The sequence below is a fragment of the Rhizobium leguminosarum genome, assembly GCF_001679785.1.
Taxonomy (GTDB): domain Bacteria; phylum Pseudomonadota; class Alphaproteobacteria; order Rhizobiales; family Rhizobiaceae; genus Rhizobium; species Rhizobium leguminosarum_R.
The window spans coordinates 289,059-309,378 of the sequence record NZ_CP016292.1; the positions used below are offsets into that span (position 1 = coordinate 289,059).

A 20,320-nucleotide genomic window follows, 5' to 3' on the forward strand; every position below is an offset into this window, starting at 1 on the left:
CTGCTCGCGCCCGCTGCTCAGCGCCACCACCTGCCCCCAGGCCAGATGGCAAAGGCTCGCCAGGCTCACCCCCAGCCGCCGCGCCTGTTGCCGCAGCCGATCGTTGAGCGCCTGCGGCAGCATCCGCCGTGCCTCGCGGGATCCGCTGCCGTCGCCGTAGACCTCGCTCAGCCCGAACGGCATGGTCGGCTCGTCGATGTCGGCCAATTGTTCCCGGAAGAACGCTTCATGCGCCTTGGCATCAACCCCCAGCCGCGCCTGCGCCACCAGGTTGCGGAACGGCTGCGGTGCTGCCAGCTCATGGGCGCGCCCGTCAAGCACGGCCCGCACCTCGGCATCCATCACTTCCAGCGTCGTGTGATCGCCGATCAGATGGTGCAGCAGCTGCAGCAGCAGCCAGCGCCCGCTGCCGGGCTCTCGCGCGATCACGAACCGCATCAGCGGCGCCCGGCCAAGGTCGATGCGCTGCCGGCGTGGATCGAACCGGTGCCGGAGCTCCTCGGCGCCGGAACCGTCACAGTCATCCAGCTCGACCTCGCTCACCTGTAGCGGCGCACGCCGCCACACCACCTGGGCCGGGCTCGACAGCCCCTCCCAGACAAAGGCCGTGCGCAGGATGTCGTGCCGATCCACCACCTGCTGAACCGCGCCAAGATAGCGCTCCAACAGGCCACGGTCGGCAAAGGCCATCTGCGAGACCAGCAGATAGGGATCGCCCCGGCTGGCCAGCAGATGATGGAACAGGATGCCGTCCTGCAGCGGCGACAGGCCATAAATGTCCTGGATGTTGCCGACGCCGCCGGGAACCGTGGCGACGATCCGGTCGATCTCCGGCTGGGCCAGCTCGATGAGCGGCAGCATCTGCGGCGTAATCGCCGTGCTGTGCTCGGTGATCAGGTTGGCCGGCACCGCCACCTCGTGATGGCTGCCAAGGCTTGCGGCCAGATCGGCCAGCACCGGCCTGGCAAACAGGGTGCGCACCTCCACCCCCAGCGACAGCAGCCGCAGCCGCTCCATCAGCTGCACCGCCAGGAGCGAGTGGCCGCCGAGCTCGAAGAAGTTGTCGTTGCGTCCGACCCGCTCGACACCGAGGAGCTCTTGCCAGATCCCGGCCAGCGCCGTCTCGACCGCGCCCTGCGGCGCTTCATAGGCCGCCCGCGCATAGGCATCGTCGTCGGGGGCCGGCAGCGCCTGGCGGTCGAGCTTGCCGTTCGGTGTCAGCGGCAGCCCATCCAGCCGCACGAAGGCGCTCGGCACCATGTAGTCCGGCAGCAGGCTACCCAGATGGGCGCGCAAGGCGCCGGCCAGCCCGCTTCCATCCTCGTCGTCCGATCCTGCCTCGGGTCCACACACGACATAGGCGACAAGGTGCTGGTCGCCGGCGCGGTCGGCGCGCGCCACCACCACCGCATCGCCGACAAGCTCGTGCTCGCAAAGCCGTGCGGCGATCTCGCCCGGCTCGATGCGGAAGCCGCGGATCTTCACCTGATCGTCGTTGCGGCCCAAAAACTCCAGATTGCCGTCCGGCAGATAACGCCCAAGGTCGCCGCTCCGGTACAGACGGTCGCCCTCCACAAACGGACTGGCGATGAACCGCTCCGCCGTCAGCTCGGGACGGTTGAGGTAGCCACGCGCCACCCCCGCCCCGCCGATGTAAAGCTCACCCACCGCCCCAAACGGCACCGGCTGACCATGACCGTCCAGAAGGTAGATCCGCGTGTTGGCGATCGGACGGCCGATCGGGACGACTGACCCATCAAAATCATCGGGACAACTCCAAACCGTCGCGCAGACTGTTGCTTCGGTCGGGCCATAAGCGTTGACGATAGATGCCGGGGCCAGACTTCGGACGAGTTCTGCTTTCGGCAGTTCGCCAGCAAGAATGAGAACTTGCGATGCCAAACATCCCGGATCCTTGCTTGCCTGAAGCAAGGCTGGAGGTAACGTCGCATGGGTTATGGCTTCGCTTCGCAGGTAATCCGATAGCTTGTTACTCGCCTGGCGGAGCTCGTCCGCAGGCAAGTGCAATGCGGCGCCTGAGCCAAAAGCCATGACAAGCTCCCAAGCACTTGCATCAAAACCGAAGGAGGCGAACTGCACGACACGGCTATTTGAACAGACGCCAAAAAGCCCGATCTGAGCCAACCCCAGATTGACCAGGCTGTGATGCTCGACCATGACGCCCTTTGGGGTTCCGGTGGAGCCTGAGGTGTAGATGACATAGGCGAGATGGCGCGGGCCCAGGCCAAGGGCATGCGGGTCCGGGTTCGAGGCCGGCAGTTCGGCCCAGGCCGGGGTGGCCGTCTCCAGATCGACCACCGTCAGATCGACAAGCGCCTCGGGGCCGAGTGCGGCGCGTCCGGCGGCATCGCAAAGCAGCAGCCGCGGTGCGGCATCCTCGACAATCTGCCGCAGCCGCGCCGACGGATAGGCCGGATCCAGCGGCAGATAGGCGCCGCCCGCCTTGAGGATCGCCAAAAGACCCACCACCATCGCCGGGCTGCGTTCCAGGCAGATCGCCACCGGCTGATCCGGCCTGACCCCAAGGGCGATCAGATGATGGGCCACCCGGTTGGCCCGCGCGTTGAGCTCGCCATAGCTTAGGCGCTCCTCCTCATGGACCACCGCCACCGCCTCCGGCGCCTTTTGCACCTGTGCCTCGAACAGTTCATGGATGCACCGCTCCGACGGATAATCCGCCGCCGTCCGGTTCAGATCCTCCAGCAGATAGGTGCGCTCGGCGGCCGGCAGGATGTCGAGGTCGCGCACCGGCCTATTGGGGGCATGCTCCAGCGCCTCGGCCAGTTGCTCGAGCACCTGCTGCATGTAGCCGCAGACCCGATCCGCAGAGATCGGCTCCACCACCTGCGCCGTCAGGGCGAGCGCCTCGCCAGAATCCTCCACCGACAGGGTCAGTGGATAGTTGGTGCGCTCCTCGCTGCCCAGCCATTCCATGCCGGACAGGACATCATCCGCTTCGCAGGCGATGGCCGGCGTGTTGTGACGGTAGTTCAACAGCGCGCTGAACAGCGGCGCCGGCGCCGCCACCCCGCTGCAGCGTTGCGCCAGCGCCAGCGAGGCATGCTCGTGCGCCAGCAGCTCGGAAAGCCGCGCATGCGTGGTCCGCACGCTCGCCTCGACCCCGGTCCCGTCGAGGTCAAGCCGCACAGGCAGGGTGTTGATGAACAGGCCCAGCGCCCGGTCGGCGCCGGCACCGGCATGCATGCGGCCGAACAGCACCGTGCCGAACACCACCTGCTCGCGCCCGCTGCTCAGCGCCACCACCTGCCCCCAGGCCAGATGGCAAAGGCTCGCCAGGCTCACCCCCAGCCGCCGCGCCTGTTGCCGCAGCCGATCGTTGAGCGCCTGCGGCAGCATCCGCCGTGCCTCGCGGGATCCGCTGCCGTCGCCGTAGACCTCGCTCAGCCCGAACGGCATGGTCGGCTCGTCGATGTCGGCCAATTGTTCCTGGAAGAACGCTTCATGCGCCTTGGCATCAACCCCCAGCCGCGCCTGCGCCACCAGGTTGCGGAACGGCTGCGGCGCTGCCAGCTCATGGGCGCGCCCGTCAAGCACGGCCCGCACCTCGGCATCCATCACTTCCAGCGTCGTGTGATCGCCGATCAGATGGTGCAGCAGCTGCAGCTGCAGCCAGCGCCCGCTGCCGGGCTCGCGCGCGATCACGAACCGCATCAGCGGCGCCCGGCCAAGGTCGATGCGGTACTGGCGTGGATCGAACCGCCGCCTGAGCTCATCGGCGCCGGAACCATCACAGCCCTCCAGCTCGACCTCGCGCACATCCAAGGCCGCCTTGCGCCAGACAACCTGCGCCGGGCTCGACAGCCCCTCCCAGACAAAGGCCGTGCGCAGGATGTCGTGCCGATCCACCACCTGCTGAACCGCGCCAAGATAGCGCTCCAACAGGCCACGGTCGGCAAAGGCCATCTGCGAGACCAGCAGATAGGGATCGCCCCGGCTGGCCAGCAGATGATGGAACAGGATGCCGTCCTGCAGCGGCGACAGGCCATAAATGTCCTGGATGTTGCCGACGCCGCCGGGAACCGTGGCGACGATCCGGTCGATCTCCGGCTGGGCCAGCTCGATGAGCGGCAGCATCTGCGGCGTAATCGCCGTGCTGTGCTCGGTGATCAGGTTGGCCGGCACCGCCACCTCGTGATGGCTGCCAAGGCTTGCGGCCAGATCGGCCAGCACCGGCCTGGCAAACAGGGTGCGCACCTCCACCCCCAGCGACAGCAGCCGCAGCCGCTCCATCAGCTGCACCGCCAGGAGCGAGTGGCCGCCGAGCTCGAAGAAGTTGTCGTTGCGTCCGACCCGCTCGACACCGAGGAGCTCTTGCCAGATCCCGGCCAGCGCCGTCTCGACCTCGCCCTGCGGCGCTTCATAGGCCGCCCGCGCATAGGCATCGTCGTCGGGGGCCGGCAGCGCCTGGCGGTCGAGCTTGCCGTTCGCCGTCAAGGGCAGCGCCTCGAGCCGCACGAAGGCAGCCGGCACCATGTAGTCGGGCAGCCGCCCGCCCAGATGGGCGCGCAAGGCGCCGGCCAGCCCGCTTCCATCCTCGTCGTCCGATCCTGCCTCGGGTCCACACACGACATAGGCGACAAGGTGCTGGTCGCCGGCGCGGTCGGCGCGCGCCACCACCACCGCATCGCCGACAAGCTCGTGCTCGCAAAGCCGTGCGGCGATCTCGCCCGGCTCGATGCGGAAGCCGCGGATCTTCACCTGATCGTCGTTGCGGCCCAAAAACTCCAGATTGCCGTCCGGCAGATAACGCCCCAGGTCGCCGCTCCGGTACAGACGGTCGCCCTCCACAAACGGGCTGGCGATGAACCGCGCCGCCGTCAGCTCGGGACGGTTGAGGTAGCCACGCGCAACCCCCGCTCCGCCGATGTAAAGCTCACCCACCGCCCCGAACGGCACCGGCTGACCATGAGCGTCCAGAAGGTAGATCCGCGTGTTGGCGATCGGACGGCCGATCGTCTCAACGACAGCCTCTCCCCTTGGCATGCAAATCCAGGTCGAGTACGTCGTCGTCTCGGAAGGAGCGTACAGATTACAGATCTTCTCTGCGCCACTGCTCTCGAAGACCCTCTCGATCAGATCTGCCTTCAGCCGCTCACCCGCCAAATTGATGACGCGTGTCGAAGCTGGCACGGCTTGCTTGTCGACCAGAGCGGCGATCGCCGAGGGGACCGTGTTGATCAAGGAGACATCCAAGGGCGTCTGCGCCAACGCCAGCGCGTCCTCGACAAGATAAAGAGTGCCTCCTTGCGACAGCGCAACGAAGCACTCATAGACGGACAGATCAAAACTGATCGAGGTAGAAAACAGCGTGCGGCTGATCTCTGATTCCGCAAATACGCCGCTGCTCCAATGCAGCAGGTTCACGGTGCTGTGATGCTCGACCATGACGCCCTTTGGGGTTCCGGTGGAGCCTGAGGTGTAGATGACATAGGCGAGATGGCGCGGGCTCAGGCCAAGGGCGCGCGGGTCCGGGTTCGAGGCCGGCAGTTCGGCCCAGGCCGGGGTGGCCGTCTCCAGATCGACCACCGTCAGATCGACAAGCGCCTCGGGGCCGAGTGCGGCGCGTCCGGCGGCATCGCAAAGCAGCAGCCGCGGTGCGGCATCCTCGACAATCTGCCGCAGCCGCGCCGACGGATAGGCCGGATCCAGCGGCAGATAGGCGCCGCCCGCCTTGAGGATCGCCAAAAGACCCACCACCATCGCCGGGCTGCGTTCCAGGCAGATCGCCACCGGCTGATCCGGCCTGACCCCAAGGGCGATCAGATGATGGGCCAGCCGGTTGGCCCGCGCGTTGAGCTCGCCATAGCTTAGCTCTTCGTCCTCATGGACGAGGGCGACGGCTTCGGGTGCGCGCCGGACCTGTTGCTCGAACAGTTCATGGATGCACCGCTCCGACGGATAGGTCGCCACCGTCCGGTTCAGATCCTCCAGCAGATAGGTGCGCTCGGCGGCCGGCAGGATGTCGAGGTCGCGCACCGGCCTATTGGGGGCATGCTCCAGCGCCTCGGCCAGTTGCTCGAGCACCTGCTGCATGTAGCCGCAGATCCGATCGGCGGAGATCGGCTCCACCACCTGCGCCGTCAGGCCGAGCGCCTCGCCAGAATCCTCCACCGACAGGGTCAGTGGATAGTTGGTGCGCTCCTCGCTGCCCAGCCATTCCAGGCCGGACAGCACGTCGCTTGTTCCCACGCCGGCCATGGCCGGCGTGTTGTGACGGTAGTTCAACAGCGCGCTGAACAGCGGCGCCGGCGCCGCCACCCCGCTGCAGCGTTGCGCCAGCGCCAGCGAGGCATGCTCGTGCGCCAGCAGCTCGGAAAGCCGCGCATGCGTGGTCCGCACGCTCGCCTCGACCCCGGTCCCGTCGAGGTCAAGCCGCACAGGCAGGGTGTTGATGAACAGGCCCAGCGCCCGGTCGGCGCCGGCACCGGCATGCATGCGGCCGAACAGCACCGTGCCGAACACCACCTGCTCGCGCCCGCTGCTCAGCGCCATCACCTGCCCCCAGGCCAGATGGCAAAGGCTCGCCAGGCTCACCCCCAGCCGCCGCGCCTGTTGCCGCAGCCGATCGTTGAGCGCCTGCGGCAGCATCCGCCGTGCCTCGCGGGATCCGCTGCCGTCGCCGTAGACCTCGCTCAGCCCGAACGGCATGGTCGGCTCGTCGATGTCGGCCAATTGTTCCTGGAAGAACGCTTCATGCGCCTTGGCATCAACCCCCAGCCGCGCCTGCGCCACCAGGTTGCGGAACGGCTGCGGTGCTGCCAGCTCATGGGCGCGCCCGTCAAGCACGGCCCGCACCTCGGCATCCATCACTTCCAGCGTCGTGTGATCGCCGATCAGATGGTGCAGCAGCTGCAGCAGCAGCCAGCGCCCGCTGCCGGGCTCTCGCGCGATCACGAACCGCATCAGCGGCGCCCGGCCAAGGTCGATGCGCTGCCGGCGTGGATCGAACCGGTGCCGGAGCTCCTCGGCGCCGGAACCGTCACAGTCATCCAGCTCGACCTCGCTCACCTGTAGCGGCGCACGCCGCCACACCACCTGGGCCGGGCTCGACAGCCCCTCCCAGACAAAGGCCGTGCGCAGGATGTCGTGCCGATCCACCACCTGCTGAACCGCGCCAAGATAGCGCTCCAACAGGCCACGGTCGGCAAAGGCCATCTGCGAGACCAGCAGATAGGGATCGCCCCGGCTGGCCAGCAGATGATGGAACAGGATGCCGTCCTGCAGCGGCGACAGGCCATAAATGTCCTGGATGTTGCCGACGCCGCCGGGAACCGTGGCGACGATCCGGTCGATCTCCGGCTGGGCCAGCTCGATGAGCGGCAGCATCTGCGGCGTAATCGCCGTGCTGTGCTCGGTGATCAGGTTGGCCGCACCGCCACCTCGTGATGGCTGCCAAGGCTTGCGGCCAGATCGGCCAGCACCGGCCTGGCAAACAGGGTGCGCACCTCCACCCCCAGCGACAGCAGCCGCAGCCGCTCCATCAGCTGCACCGCCAGGAGCGAGTGGCCGCCGAGCTCGAAGAAGTTGTCGTTGCGTCCGACCCGCTCGACACCGAGGAGCTCTTGCCAGATCCCGGCCAGCGCCGTCTCGACCGCGCCCTGCGGCGCTTCATAGGCCGCCGCGCATAGGCATCGTCGTCGGGGGCCGGCAGCGCCTGGCGGTCGAGCTTGCCGTTCGCCGTCAAGGGCAGCGCCTCGAGCCGCACGAAGGCAGCCGGCACCATGTAGTCGGGCAGCCGCCCGCCCAGATGGGCGCGCAAGGCGCCGGCCAGCCCGCTTCCATCCTCGTCGTCCGATCCTGCCTCGGGTCCACACACGACATAGGCGACAAGGTGCTGGTCGCCGGCGCGGTCGGCGCGCGCCACCACCACCGCATCGCCGACAAGCTCGTGCTCGCAAAGCCGTGCGGCGATCTCGCCCGGCTCGATGCGGAAGCCGCGGATCTTCACCTGATCGTCGTTGCGGCCCAAAAACTCCAGATTGCCGTCCGGCAGATAACGCCCAAGGTCGCCGCTCCGGTACAGACGGTCGCCCTCCACAAACGGGCTGGCGATGAACCGCTCCGCCGTCAGCTCGGGACGGTTGAGGTAGCCACGCGCCACCCCCGCCCCGCCGATGTAAAGCTCACCCACCGCCCCAAACGGCACCGGCGCACCATGACCGTCCAGAAGGTAGATCCGCGTGTTGGCGATCGGACGGCCAATATGCGGCACGGCGTTGTCACTGAGAAGTCGTCCCGAGGTTGCCACGACGGTAACTTCCGTCGGGCCATAATTGTTTATCAACTTGAGAGGCGACGGTATCGGGAAGGAACACGCTGGAGACGATCACCACCGATCAGCAAGTACCCCAATTTTGGATTTACCAGCTCGTCTTGCAATGCGGTTGTAGCCAGGTGTGGCTAGAAAGGCGGCGTCCAGTGGTTGATCACGCCACCATTGCAACAGACGCGAGGAATCTCCTGCTGCCGCCCTGGGCGGGAGCAGCAATGTGCTACGATTGCATAATGCGGACCATAGCTCCCAGGTGCTGCATCGAAAGCCACTGCAGCCGTGAGTGTGCAGCAGGTTTCTGGTTGCCGACAAAACGTTTGCACATGCCATGCTGTAAGATTGACCAACCCCCGATGCTCGACCATGACGCCCTTTGGGGTTCCGGTGGAGCCTGAGGTGTAGATGACATAGGCGAGATGGCGCGGGCTCAGGCCAAGGGCGCGCGGGTCCGGGTTCGAGGCCGGCAGTTCGGCCCAGGCCGGGGTGGCCGTCTCCAGATCGACCACCGTCAGATCGACAAGCGCCTCGGGGCCGAGTGCGCGCGGCGGCATCGCAAAGCAGCAGCCGCGGTGCGGCATCCTCGACAATCTGCCGCAGCCGCGCCGACGGATAGGCCGGATCCAGCGGCAGATAGGCGCCGCCCGCCTTGAGGATCGCCAAAAGACCCACCACCATCGCCGGGCTGCGTTCCAGGCAGATCGCCACCGGCTGATCCGGCCTGACCCCAAGGGCGATCAGATGATGGGCCAGCCGGTTGGCCCGCGCGTTGAGCTCGCCATAGCTTAGGCGCTCCTCCTCATGGACCACCGCCACCGCCTCCGGCGCCTTTTGCACCTGTGCCTCGAACAGTTCATGGATGCACCGCTCCGACGGATAGGCCGCCGCCGTCCGGTTCAGATCCTCCAGCAGATAGGTGCGCTCATCTGATGACGGCAGCTCGATGCGGCCGACCGGCTGACCCGCATCGGCAACCATCGCCCGCAGCAACGCCAGCAGATAACCACGCTGCCGCTCGATCGTCGCCTGATCGAACAGCGCCGTGGCATAACCAAACGTTCCGGCTATGACCTCATCACACTCGCCAAGGCTCAGCTCCAGATCGAACTTGACCTGATCGAGCCCCTCCCCGGCCGCCGCCACGCTCAGCCCGGCAAGGTCGAACGACCCGACAGGGTTGTTCTGCCAGGCCAACATCACCTGGAACAGCGGCGTGTGATCGAGATGCCGGGGCGGCTTGACGATCTCCACCACCTGCTCGAACGGCAGGTCCTGATGCTCCTGCGCAGCCAGGGCCGTGCGCCGCGTCCGTTCCAGAAGCTGCGACACGCTCGGCTCGCCCGACAGGTCGACCCGAAGCGCCAGGGTGTTGACGAAGAAGCCGATCAACTCTTCGATCTCGCGCCGGCCTCGATTGGCGCTCGGCACGCCGATCACAAGGTCGTCCTGCCCCGACAGACGCGACAGCACCGCCGCCCAGGCCGCCAGCACCGTCATGAACAAGGTCGTGCCATGCTGCCGGCTCAGCCGCTTCAGCCCCCGCGTCAGATCCGCATCGATGACAACAGGCCACTGGCCCCGGCAAACGACTGCTGGGCCGGCCGCGCACGGTCCGTCGGCAAGGCAAGTCGGGCCGGAGCGCCGGACAGGGTGTCGCGCCAATACTGCGCCTGGCTCTGCAGCCGTTCCCCCGACAACCATTGGCGTTGCCAGGCGGCATAATCCGGATACTGGATCCAGCGGCGGCAAAGGATCGTCCCGTCCAGCCTCGAACGCCTGGTAAAGCTGACTGAGTTCACGTAGCAGCACGCCCAGCGACCAGCCGTCCGAGACGATATGATGCTGCGTCAGCAGGAAGACGTGTTCCGCATCCGACATCCGGATCAGACGCCCGCGGATCAGCGGCCCCCGCGCAAGATCGAATGGCGTGCGCGCCTCTTCGTGGCACAGATCCAGAAGCGCTGCCTCTGCATCCGGCCGGGCCCGCAGATCGTGCTCCAGCACCGGCAGCCCCGCATCCGGCGGCAGAACCTCAACCCGGGGCTTGCCCTCTGGTGCGACAAAGACACTGCGCAGCGCCTCGTGACGGGCAAAAAAACGGTCAAGGCTGCGCTGCCAGGCGGTGCGGTCGAGCCCACCACGCAGCCGCAAGGTCAGCGGAATGTGATAGTTGGTGCTGCCCTCGTCCAGCTGCGCCAAAAACCACAGCCGCTGCTGCGCAAACGACAGCACAAGCGGCTCATGACGCGACACGGCCGCAATCGCCGGCAGCTCTTGCGGACCGGCGCGGCTCAACGCCTCGACGATGCTTGCCGCCAGATCCGCCAGCACCGGCGTGGCGAACAGCCTCGTCAGCGGCAGCTCGACACCAACAGCCTGCGACAGCCGGCTCGAGAGCTGCACCGCCAGGAGCGAGTGGCCGCCGAGCTCGAAGAAGTTGTCGTTGCGTCCGACCCGCTCGACACCGAGGAGCTCTTGCCAGATCCCGGCCAGCAGCGTCTCGACCGCGCCCTGCGGCGCTTCATAGGCGGTGCGCGCATAGGCATCGTCGTCGGGGGCCGGCAGCGCCTGGCGGTCGAGCTTGCCGTTCGGTGTCAAGGGCAGCCCATCCAGCCGCACGAAGGCGCTCGGCACCATGTAGTCCGGCAGCAGGCTACCCAGATGGGCGCGCAAGGAGGCAGCAAGCTGCGCGCCATCGGCCTCGTCCGATCCGTGCGCCGGCTTCGCCACCACATAGGCGACGAGCCGCTGGTCGCCGGCGCGGTCCTGGCGCGCCACCACCACCGCATCGCCGACAAGCTCGTGCTCGCAAAGCCGTGCGGCGATCTCGCCCGGCTCGATGCGGAAGCCGCGGATCTTCACCTGATCGTCGTTGCGGCCCAAAAACTCCAGATTGCCGTCCGGCAGATAACGCCCAAGGTCGCCGCTCCGGTACAGACGGTCGCCCTCCACAAACGGACTGGCGATGAACCGCTCCGCCGTCAGCTCGGGACGGTTGAGGTAGCCACGCGCCACCCCCGCCCCGCCGATGTAAAGCTCACCCACCGCCCCAAACGGCACCGGCTGACCATGACCGTCCAGAAGGTAGATCCGCGTGTTGGCGATCGGACGGCCGATCGGGACGACTGACCCATCAAAATCATCGGGACAACTCCAAACCGTCGCGCAGACTGTTGCTTCGGTCGGGCCATAAGCGTTGACGATAGATGCCGGGGCCAGACTTCGGACGAGTTCTGCTTTCGGCAGTTCGCCAGCAAGAATGAGAACTTGCGATGCCAAACATCCCGGATCCTTGCTTGCCTGAAGCAAGGCTGGAGGTAACGTCGCATGGGTTATGGCTTCGCTTCGCAGGTAATCCGATAGCTTGTTACTCGCCTGGCGGAGCTCGTCCGCAGGCAAGTGCAATGCGGCGCCTGAGCCAAAAGCCATGACAAGCTCCCAAGCACTTGCATCAAAACCGAAGGAGGCGAACTGCACGACACGGCTATTTGAACAGACGCCAAAAAGCCCGATCTGAGCCAACCCCAGATTGACCAGGCTGTGATGCTCGACATGACGCCCTTTGGGGTTCCGGTGGAGCCTGAGGTGTAGATGACATAGGCGAGATGGCGCGGGCCCAGGCCAAGGGCATGCGGGTCCGGGTTCGAGGCCGGCAGTTCGGCCCAGGCCGGGGTGGCCGTCTCCAGATCGACCACCGTCAGATCGACAAGCGCCTCGGGGCCGAGTGCGGCGCGTCCGGCGGCATCGCAAAGCAGCAGCCGCGGTGCGGCATCCTCGACAATCTGCCGCAGCCGCGCCGACGGATAGGCCGGATCCAGCGGCAGATAGGCGCCGCCCGCCTTGAGGATCGCCAAAAGACCCACCACCATCGCCGGGCTGCGTTCCAGGCAGATCGCCACCGGCTGATCCGGCCTGACCCCAAGGGCGATCAGATGATGGGCCACCCGGTTGGCCCGCGCGTTGAGCTCGCCATAGCTTAGGCGCTCCTCCTCATGGACCACCGCCACCGCCTCCGGCGCCTTTTGCACCTGTGCCTCGAACAGTTCATGGATGCACCGCTCCGACGGATAATCCGCCGCCGTCCGGTTCAGATCCTCCAGCAGATAGGTGCGCTCGGCGGCCGGCAGGATGTCGAGGTCGCGCACCGGCCTATTGGGGGCATGCTCCAGCGCCTCGGCCAGTTGCTCGAGCACCTGCTGCATGTAGCGCAGACCCGATCCGCAGAGATCGGCTCCACCACCTGCGCCGTCAGGGCGAGCGCCTCGCCAAATCCTCCACCGACAGGGTCAGTGGATAGTTGGTGCGCTCCTCGCTGCCCAGCCATTCCAGGCCGGACAGGACATCATCCGCTTCGCAGGCGACCGCCGGCGTGTTGTGACGGTAGTTCAACAGCGCGCTGAACAGCGGCGCCGGCGCCGCCACCCCGCTGCAGCGTTGCGCCAGCGCAGCGAGGCATGCTCGTGCGCCAGCAGCTCGGAAAGCCGCGCATGCGTGGTCCGCACGCTCGCCTCGACCCCGGTCCCGTCGAGGTCAAGCCGCACAGGCAGGGGTGTGATGAACAGGCCAGCGCCCGGTCGGCGCCGGCACCGGCATGCATGCGGCCGAACAGCACCGTGCCGAACACCACCTGCTCGCGGCCGCTGCTCAGCGCCATCACCTGCCCCCAGGCCAGATGGCAAAGGCTCGCCAGGCTCACCCCCAGCCGCCGCGCCTGTTGCCGCAGCCGATCGTTGAGCGCCTGCGGCAGCATCCGCCGTGCCTCGCGGGATCCGCTGCCGTCGCCGTAGACCTCGCTCAGCCCGAACGGCATGGTCGGCTCGTCGATGTCGGCCAATTGTTCCTGGAAGAACGCTTCATGCGCCTTGGCATCAACCCCCAGCCGCGCCTGCGCCACCAGGTTGCGGAACGGCTGCGGCGCTGCCAGCTCATGGGCGCGCCCGTCGAGCACGGCCCGCACCTCGGCATCCATCACTTCCAGCGTCGTGTGATCGCCGATCAGATGGTGCAGCAGCTGCAGCAGCAGCCAGCGCCCGCTGCCGGGCTCTCGCGCGATCACGAACCGCATCAGCGGCGCCCGGCCAAGGTCGATGCGGTACTGGCGCGGATCGAACCGGTGCCGGAGCTCCTCGGCGCCGGAACCGTCACAGTCATCCAGCTCGACCTCGCTCACTGTAGCGGCGCACGCCGCCACACCACCTGGGCCGGGCTCGACAGCCCCTCCCAGACAAAGGCCGTGCGCAGGATGTCGTGCCGATCCACCACCTGCTGAACCGCGCCAAGATAGCGCTCCAACAGGCCACGGTCGGCAAAGGCCATCTGCGAGACCAGCAGATAGGGATCGCCCCGGCTGGCCAGCAGATGATGGAACAGGATGCCGTCCTGCAGCGGCGACAGGCCATAAATGTCCTGGATGTTGCCGACGCCGCCGGGAACCGTGGCGACGATCCGGTCGATCTCCGGCTGGGCCAGCTCGATGAGCGGCAGCATCTGCGGCGTAATCGCCGTGCTGTGCTCGGTGATCAGGTTGGCCGGCACCGCCACCTCGTGATGGCTGCCAAGGCTTGCGGCCAGATCGGCCAGCACCGGCCTGGCAAACAGGGTGCGCACTCCACCCCAGCGACAGCAGCCGCAGCCGCTCCATCAGCTGCACCGCCAGGAGCGAGTGGCCGCCGAGCTCGAAGAAGTTGTCGTTGCGTCCGACCGCTCGACACCGAGGAGCTCTTGCCAGATCCCGGCCAGCGCCGTCTCGACCTCGCCCTGCGGCGCTTCATAGGCCGCCCGCGCATAGGCATCGTCGTCGGGGGCCGGCAGCGCCTGGCGGTCGAGCTTGCCGTTCGCCGTCAAGGGCAGCGCCTCGAGCCGCACGAAGGCAGCCGGCACCATGTAGTCGGGCAGCCGCCCGCCCAGATGGGCGCGCAAGGCGCCGGCCAGCCCGCTTCCATCCTCGTCGTCCGATCCTGCCTCGGGTCCACACACGACATAGGCGACAAGGTGCTGGTCGCCGGCGCGGTCGGCGCGCGCCACCACCGCATCGCGACAAGCTCGTGCTCGCAAAGCCGTGCGGCGATCTCGCCCGGCTCGATGCGGAAGCCGCGGATCTTCACCTGATCGTCGTTGCGGCCCAAAAACTCCAGATTGCCGTCCGGCAGATAACGCCCAAGGTCGCCGCTCCGGTACAGACGGTCGCCCTCCACAAACGGACTGGCGATGAACCGCTCCGCCGTCAGCTCGGGACGGTTGAGGTAGCCACGCGCCACCCCCGCCCCGCCGATGTAAAGCTCACCCACCGCCCCGAACGGCACCGGCTGGGCAAACCGGTCCAACAGATAGGCCACCGAATTGCGAATTGGTCGACCCAGCGGCACTCGTTGCCGGCCATCGAACTCAGCAGGCACCGGATAACAAAGACTAAAGGTGGTGTTCTCTGTCGGGCCGTAGCCATTTGAGATTCGCAGCGTCGGATGTCGCTTCTGGCATGCCCTGATGGAAGCGATGGAGACCTCCTCGCCCCCGACCAGCAGTTGCTGTAGCCGATTGGTGCTCCGCCCCTCCGCGATATAGACGTCGAACAACCGGGCAGTCATCCAGGCGATGGTGACGCCTTGGTCCTGGATGATCTGGGCCAGCGTTGCGCTCGAGAGGTGACGTCCAGGATAGAGCACAACCCTGGCGCCGTTCGCCAAGGCACCCCAGACCTCGAACGTGGTCGCGTCGAATGTCGGCGAGGAGGCATTGAGAAAGATGTCCTGCGGCGAGATTTCGACGAAATCGTTGCCCGCCACCAGACGCACCAACCCCCGATGCTCGACCATGACGCCCTTTGGGGTTCCGGTGGAGCCTGAGGTGTAGATGACATAGGCGAGATGGCGCGGGCTCAGGCCAAGGGCGCGCGGGTCCGGGTTCGAGGCCGGCAGTTCGGCCCAGGCCGGGGTGGCCGTCTCCAGATCGACCACCGTCAGATCGACAAGCGCCTCGGGGCCGAGTGCGGCGCGTCCGGCGGCATCGCAAAGCAGCAGCCGCGGTGCGGCATCCTCGACAATCTGCCGCAGCCGCGCCGACGGATAGGCCGGATCCAGCGGCAGATAGGCGCCGCCCGCCTTGAGGATCGCCAAAAGACCCACCACCATCGCCGGGCTGCGTTCCAGGCAGATCGCCACCGGCTGATCCGGCCTGACCCCAAGGGCGATCAGATGATGGGCCAGCCGGTTGGCCCGCGCGTTGAGCTCGCCATAGCTTAGGCGCTCCTCCTCATGGACCACCGCCACCGCCTCCGGCGCCTTTTGCACCTGTGCCTCGAACAGTTCATGGATGCACCGCTCCGACGGATAGGCCGCCGCCGTCCGGTTCAGATCCTCCAGCAGATAGGTGCGCTCATCTGATGACGGCAGCTCGATGCGGCCGACCGGCTGACCCGCATCGGCAACCATCGCCCGCAGCAACGCCAGCAGATAACCACGCTGCCGCTCGATCGTCGCCTGATCGAACAGCGCCGTGGCATAACCAAACGTTCCGGCTATGACCTCATCACACTCGCCAAGGCTCAGCTCCAGATCGAACTTGACCTGATCGAGCCCCTCCCCGGCCGCCGCCACGCTCAGCCCGGCAAGGTCGAACGACCCGACAGGGTTGTTCTGCCAGGCCAACATCACCTGGAACAGCGGCGTGTGATCGAGATGCCGGGGCGGCTTGACGATCTCCACCACCTGCTCGAACGGCAGGTCCTGATGCTCCTGCGCAGCCAGGGCCGTGCGCCGCGTCCGTTCCAGAAGCTGCGACACGCTCGGCTCGCCCGACAGGTCGACCCGAAGCGCCAGGGTGTTGACGAAGAAGCCGATCAACTCTTCGATCTCGCGCCGGCCTCGATTGGCGCTCGGCACGCCGATCACAAGGTCGTCCTGCCCCGACAGACGCGACAGCACCGCCGCCCAGGCCGCCAGCACCGTCATGAACAAGGTCGTGCCATGCTGCCGGCTCAGCCGCTTCAGCCCCGCGTCAGATCCGCATCGATGACAACAGGCACACTGGCCCCGGCAAACGACTGCTGGGCCGGCCGCGCACGGTCCGTCGGCAAGGCAAGTCGGGCCGGAGCGCCGGACAGGGTGTCGCGCCAATACTGCGCCTGGCTCTGCAGCCGTTCCCCGACAACCATTGGCGTTGCCAGGCGGCATAATCCGGATACTGGATCGCCAGCGGCGGCAAAGGATCGTCCCGTCCAGCCTCGAACGCCTGGTAAAGCTGACTGAGTTCACGTAGCAGCACGCCCAGCGACCAGCCGTCCGAGACGATATGATGCTGCGTCAGCAGGAAGACGTGTTCCGCATCCGACATCCGGATCAGACGCCCGCGGATCAGCGGCCCCGCGCAAGATCGAATGGCGTGCGCGCCTCTTCGTGGCACAGATCCAGAAGCGCTGCCTCTGCATCCGGCCGGGCCCGCAGATCGTGCTCCAGCACCGGCAGCCCCGCATCCGGCGGCAGAACCTCAACCCGGGGCTTGCCCTCTGGTGCGACAAAGACACTGCGCAGCGCCTCGTGACGGGCAAAAAAACGGTCAAGGCTGCGCTGCCAGGCGGTGCGGTCGAGCCCACCACGCAGCCGCAAGGTCAGCGGAATGTGATAGTTGGTGCTGCCCTCGTCCAGCTGCGCCAAAAACCACAGCCGCTGCTGCGCAAACGACAGCACAAGCGGCTCATGACGCGACACGGCCGCAATCGCCGGCAGCTCTTGCGGACCGGCGCGGCTCAACGCCTCGACGATGCTTGCCGCCAGATCCGCCAGCACCGGCGTGGCGAACAGCCTCGTCAGCGGCAGCTCGACACCAACAGCCTGCGACAGCCGGCTCGAGAGCTGCACCGCCAGGAGCGAGTGGCCGCCGAGCTCGAAGAAGTTGTCGTTGCGTCCGACCCGCTCGACACCGAGGAGCTCTTGCCAGATCCCGGCCAGCAGCGTCTCGACCGCGCCCTGCGGCGCTTCATAGGCGGTGCGCGCATAGGCATCGTCGTCGGGGGCCGGCAGCGCCTGGCGGTCGAGCTTGCCGTTCGGTGTCAAGGGCAGCCCATCCAGCCGCACGAAGGCGCTCGGCACCATGTAGTCGGGCAGCAGGCTACCCAGATGGGCGCGCAAGGAGGCAGCAAGCTGCGCGCCATCGGCCTCGTCCGATCCGTGCGCCGGCTTCGCCACCACATAGGCGACGAGCCGCTGGTCGCCGGCGCGGTCCTGGCGCGCCACCACCACCGCATCGCCGACAAGCTCGTGCTCGCAAAGCCGTGCGGCGATCTCGCCCGGCTCGATGCGGAAGCCGCGGATCTTCACCTGATCGTCGTTGCGGCCCAAAACTCCAGATTGCCGTCCGGCAGATAACGCCCAAGGTCGCCGCTCCGGTACAGACGGTCGCCCTCCACAAACGGGCTGGCGATGAACCGCTCCGCCGTCAGCTCGGGACGGTTGAGGTAGCCACGCGCCACCCCCGCTCCGCCGATGTAAAGCTCACCCACCGCCCGAACGGCACCGGCTGACCATGAGCGTCCAGAAGGTAGATCCGCGTGTTGGCGATCGGACGGCCGATCGTCTCAACGACAGCCTCTCCCCTTGGCATGCAAATCCAGGTCGAGTACGTCGTCGTCTCGGAAGGAGCGTACAGATTACAGATCTTCTCTGCGCCACTGCTCTCGAAGACCCTCTCGATCAGATCTGCCTTCAGCCGCTCACCGCCAAATTGATGACGCGTGTCGAAGCTGGCACGGCTTGCTTGTCGACCAGAGCGGCGATCGCCGAGGGGACCGTGTTGATCAAGGAGACATCCAAGGGCGTCTGCGCCAACGCCAGCGCGTCCTCGACAAGATAAAGACTGCTTCCTTGCGACAGCGCAACGAAGCACTCATAGACGGACAGATCAAAACTGATCGAGGTAGAAAACAGCGTGCGGCTGATCTCTGATTCCGCAAATACGCCGCTGCTCCAATGCAGCAGGTTCACGGTGCTGTGATGCTCGACCATGACGCCCTTTGGGGTTCCGGTGGAGCCTGAGGTGTAGATGACATAGGCGAGATGGCGCGGGCCCAGGCCAAGGGCATGCGGGTCCGGGTTCGAGGCCGGCAGTTCGGCCCAGGCCGGGGTGGCCGTCTCCAGATCGACCACCGTCAGATCGACAAGCGCCTCGGGGCCGAGTGCGGCGCGTCCGGCGGCATCGCAAAGCAGCAGCCGCGGTGCGGCATCCTCGACAATCTGCCGCAGCCGCGCCGACGGATAGGCCGGATCCAGCGGCAGATAGGCGCCGCCCGCCTTGAGGATCGCCAAAAGACCCACCACCATCGCCGGCTGCGTTCCAGGCAGATCGCCACCGGCTGATCCGGCCTGACCCCAAGGGCGATCAGATGATGGGCCAGCCGGTTGGCCCGCGCGTTGAGCTCGCCATAGCTTAGGCGCTCCTCCTCATGGACCACCGCCACCGCCTCCGGCGCCTTTTGCACCTGTGCCTCGAACAGTTCATGGATGCACCGCTCCGACGGATAATCGCCGCCGTCCGGTTCAGATCCTCCAGCAGATAGGTGCGCTCGGCGGCCGGCAGGATGTCGAGGTCGCGCACCGGCCTATTGGGGGCATGCTCCAGCGCCTCGGCCAGTTGCTCGAGCACCTGCTGCATGTAGCCGCAGATCCGATCGGCGGAGATCGGCTCCACCACCTGCGCCGTCAGGCCGAGCGCCTCGCCAGAATCCTCCACCGACAGGGTCAGTGGATAGTTGGTGCGCTCCTCGCTGCCCAGCCATTCCAGGCCGGACAGCACGTCGCTTGTTCCCACGCCGGCCATGGCCGGCGTGTTGTGACGGTAGTTCAACAGCGCGCTGAACAGCGGCGCCGGCGCCGCCACCCCGCTGCAGCGTTGCGCCAGCGCCAGCGAGGCATGCTCGTGCGCCAGCAGCTCGGAAAGCCATGCGTGGTCCGCACGCTCGCCTCGACCCGGTCCCGTCGAGGTCAAGCCGCACAGGCAGGGTGTTGATGAACAGGCCCAGCGCCCGGTCGGCGCCGGCACCGGCATGCATGCGGCCGAACAGCACCGTGCCGAACACCACCTGCTCGCGCCCGCTGCTCAGCGCCACCACCTGCCCCCAGGCCAGATGGCAAAGGCTCGCCAGGCTCACCCCCAGCCGCCGCGCCTGTTGCCGCAGCCGATCGTTGAGCGCCTGCGGCAGCATCCGCCGTGCCTCGCGGGATCCGCTGCCGTCGCCGTAGACCTCGCTCAGCCCGAACGGCATGGTCGGCTCGTCGATGTCGGCCAATTGTTCCTGGAAGAACGCTTCATGCGCCTTGGCATCAACCCCAGCCGCGCCTGCGCCACCAGGTTGCGGAACGGCTGCGGCGCTGCCAGCTCATGGGCGCGCCCGTCAAGCACGGCCCGCACCTCGGCATGCATCACTTCCAGCGTCGTGTGATCGCCGATCAGATGGTGCAGCAGCTGCAGCTGCAGCCAGCGCCCGCTGCCGGGCTCGCGCGCGATCACGAACCGCATCAGCGGCGCCCGGCCAAGGTCGATGCGGTACTGGCGTGGATCGAACCGCCGCCTGAGCTCATCGGCGCCGGAACCATCACAGCCCTCCAGCTCGACCTCGCGCACATCCAAGGCCGCCTTGCGCCAGACAACCTGCGCCGGGCTCGACAGCCCCTCCCAGACAAAGGCCGTGCGCAGGATGTCGTGCCGATCCACCACCTGCTGAACCGCGCCAAGATAGCGCTCCAACAGGCCACGGTCGCAAAGGCCATCTGCGAGACCAGCAGATAGGGATCGCCCCGGCTGGCCAGCAGATGATGGAACAGGATGCCGTCCTGCAGCGGCGACAGGCCATAAATGTCCTGGATGTTGCCGACGCCGCCGGGAACCGTGGCGACGATCCGGTCGATCTCCGGCTGGGCCAGCTCGATGAGCGGCAGCATCTGCGGCGTAATCGCCGTGCTGTGCTCGGTGATCAGGTTGGCCGGCACCGCCACCTCGTGATGGCTGCCAAGGCTTGCGGCC

8 protein-coding genes and 8 pseudogenes (1 of these 16 running past the window's edge) are annotated in these 20,320 nt (G+C 67.0%); all 16 read right to left on the reverse strand.

Features of this window, described 5'->3' with window-relative positions; translation table 11 throughout:
* Positions 1-1,260: pseudogene (locus tag BA011_RS46795) on the reverse strand (AMP-binding protein); its annotated part reaches 1,568 nt to the left of the window's first position; the annotation flags it as partial.
* Positions 1,246-4,515, reverse strand: a pseudogene (locus BA011_RS46800) (amino acid adenylation domain-containing protein); the annotation flags it as partial. The pseudogenes BA011_RS46800 and BA011_RS46795, both read right to left, overlap by 15 nt.
* A pseudogene (locus BA011_RS46805) lies at positions 4,501-7,368 on the reverse strand (non-ribosomal peptide synthetase); the annotation flags it as partial. The pseudogenes BA011_RS46805 and BA011_RS46800, both read right to left, overlap by 15 nt.
* 32 nt (positions 7,369-7,400) lie before the next feature.
* Positions 7,401-7,622 (reverse strand): phosphopantetheine-binding protein, encoded by a 222-nt coding sequence (locus BA011_RS46810; RefSeq protein ID WP_265736948.1) that lies wholly within the window; start codon positions 7,620-7,622, stop codon positions 7,401-7,403.
* Complete coding sequence (locus BA011_RS46815) at positions 7,523-8,290, reverse strand: AMP-binding enzyme (protein WP_237352871.1); 768 nt, start codon at positions 8,288-8,290, stop codon at positions 7,523-7,525. Before BA011_RS46815 ends, BA011_RS46810 begins: the two co-directional genes overlap by 100 nt.
* 152 nt (positions 8,291-8,442) lie before the next feature.
* Entirely contained in the window at positions 8,443-8,892 is a 450-nt protein-coding gene (locus tag BA011_RS46820; protein ID WP_420493464.1) for an AMP-binding protein, read from the reverse strand.
* Between the two features lie 25 nt (positions 8,893-8,917).
* A pseudogene (locus BA011_RS46825) lies at positions 8,918-9,973 on the reverse strand (condensation domain-containing protein); the annotation flags it as partial.
* Positions 9,856-10,110, reverse strand: a complete 255-nt coding sequence (locus BA011_RS46830) for a condensation domain-containing protein (RefSeq protein WP_237352887.1) — start codon at positions 10,108-10,110, stop codon at positions 9,856-9,858. The gene BA011_RS46830 and the pseudogene BA011_RS46825, both read right to left, overlap by 118 nt.
* Positions 10,103-12,513 (reverse strand): annotated as a pseudogene (locus BA011_RS46835) (amino acid adenylation domain-containing protein); the annotation flags it as partial. The gene BA011_RS46830 and the pseudogene BA011_RS46835, both read right to left, overlap by 8 nt.
* A 140-nt stretch (positions 12,514-12,653) precedes the next feature.
* Positions 12,654-13,481, reverse strand: coding sequence for a condensation domain-containing protein (locus BA011_RS46455; RefSeq protein WP_186806644.1), 828 nt, complete (start codon positions 13,479-13,481; stop codon positions 12,654-12,656).
* Positions 13,478-13,918, reverse strand: coding sequence for a condensation domain-containing protein (locus tag BA011_RS46460; protein WP_186806645.1), 441 nt, complete (start codon positions 13,916-13,918; stop codon positions 13,478-13,480). Before BA011_RS46460 ends, BA011_RS46455 begins: the two co-directional genes overlap by 4 nt.
* Before the next feature lie 52 nt (positions 13,919-13,970).
* Positions 13,971-14,039: pseudogene (locus tag BA011_RS46840) on the reverse strand (hypothetical protein); the annotation flags it as partial.
* Between the two features lie 112 nt (positions 14,040-14,151).
* Positions 14,152-18,022 (reverse strand): annotated as a pseudogene (locus BA011_RS46845) (amino acid adenylation domain-containing protein); the annotation flags it as partial.
* A pseudogene (locus tag BA011_RS46035) lies at positions 18,007-18,779 on the reverse strand (AMP-binding protein). The pseudogenes BA011_RS46845 and BA011_RS46035, both read right to left, overlap by 16 nt.
* Positions 18,780-18,899: 120 nt before the next feature.
* Positions 18,900-19,562 (reverse strand): condensation domain-containing protein, encoded by a 663-nt coding sequence (locus BA011_RS46045; protein ID WP_250638234.1) that lies wholly within the window; start codon positions 19,560-19,562, stop codon positions 18,900-18,902.
* Positions 19,547-19,816, reverse strand: a complete 270-nt coding sequence (locus BA011_RS46220) for a hypothetical protein (RefSeq protein WP_065284806.1) — start codon at positions 19,814-19,816, stop codon at positions 19,547-19,549. Before BA011_RS46220 ends, BA011_RS46045 begins: the two co-directional genes overlap by 16 nt.
* Between the last annotated feature and the right edge of the window lie 504 nt (positions 19,817-20,320).

Bases quoted from the DNA above. Each gene is read 5' to 3' on its own strand.
- BA011_RS46820 (WP_420493464.1), bottom strand. From the start codon at position 8,892: ATGCCGCACCGCGGCTGCTGCTTTGCGATGCCGCCGCGCGCACTCGGC.
- BA011_RS46045 (WP_250638234.1), bottom strand. From the start codon at position 19,562: ATGCCGTTCGGGCTGAGCGAGGTCTACGGCGACGGCAGCGGATCCCGC.
- BA011_RS46220 (WP_065284806.1), bottom strand. From the start codon at position 19,816: ATGCGGTTCGTGATCGCGCGCGAGCCCGGCAGCGGGCGCTGGCTGCAG.